Consider the following 863-nt stretch of genomic DNA (forward strand, 5'->3'; position numbering starts at 1 on the left):
CGAGCTAAACTTTGGATTTTGCGCATCAAACTTAACGAAAGAACCATACTTGTTTTTATGGGGGAACGCCGGGCGTTTCTGTTCGATTTTTACCGCACTTTTCTTGCTTTTAATTGTAAACTTTAACGAAACAATGCTGCGCCCTCGCTTGATCGGCTCAACACTTACAAGAAGATCCGATTTAGCATTGATTTCATCTATAGCTGGGGATAAAACTCGTTGATTAAACGAGTTATACCTTGGATATTTATCAGCAACTTGTAACCAATCTTTAAGATCCTCAATACTTGTTTGCCTCCAACCTGTATCTCTATATTGAGAGCATAATTCATATAATCGAATTGTATGCGTACTAGAAAAAGCACCAATATTTACCAATTGATATTTAGTAAAGTTATTATGCAACTGTGCGATATAGGGTAATAAATCCTCATGGAATTCGATATAAAAACGCCCTTNNCTCTTATTAACTAAAACTACTTCAGTTAATTCTTTTTCATTATCGACCAATACAATCCAACGTTTGGATATTTTAAGTATTGCATTCCTAACCTGGGTATAAGCTGATTTTTCATCAACATCAGGGAAATGCTTGCAGAAATCCGCAATAGTAAAATCAAACCCACGCTTAATAGGATTTTCAGGATTAAAAACACCTAGCGTCAAAGACAAAATTCTCATTTCATCAAGAGTCATGGAATAACTAGCTTGAACGAAACTATTAGCTTTAGAAATAGTTAAGGATGTATTGTTCATAATTTAAACTTAGCAACAACAGATTTACGGTAAATTTTATAACAAAAACACAAAAAAGACAACACTGTTAATTTCATGTTGTCCAATACCGTAAATTTGTTGTCTTT

Annotated in this window: 1 protein-coding gene and 1 pseudogene; both read right to left on the bottom strand. The window is 33.7% G+C overall.

Annotated elements, in window-relative coordinates:
* A partial coding sequence (locus tag A7456_RS11770; RefSeq protein WP_228141032.1) for a replication initiation protein occupies nt 1–458 on the bottom strand: 458 nt, incomplete at both ends.
* Between the two features lie 2 nt (nt 459–460).
* Nucleotides 461–756: pseudogene (locus A7456_RS12055) on the bottom strand (replication initiation protein); the annotation flags it as partial.
* Nucleotides 757–863: the final 107 nt, after the last annotated feature.

It is taken from the genome of Moraxella nonliquefaciens (assembly GCF_001679005.1).
In the GTDB taxonomy this organism is placed as follows: Bacteria; Pseudomonadota; Gammaproteobacteria; order Pseudomonadales; family Moraxellaceae; genus Moraxella; species Moraxella nonliquefaciens.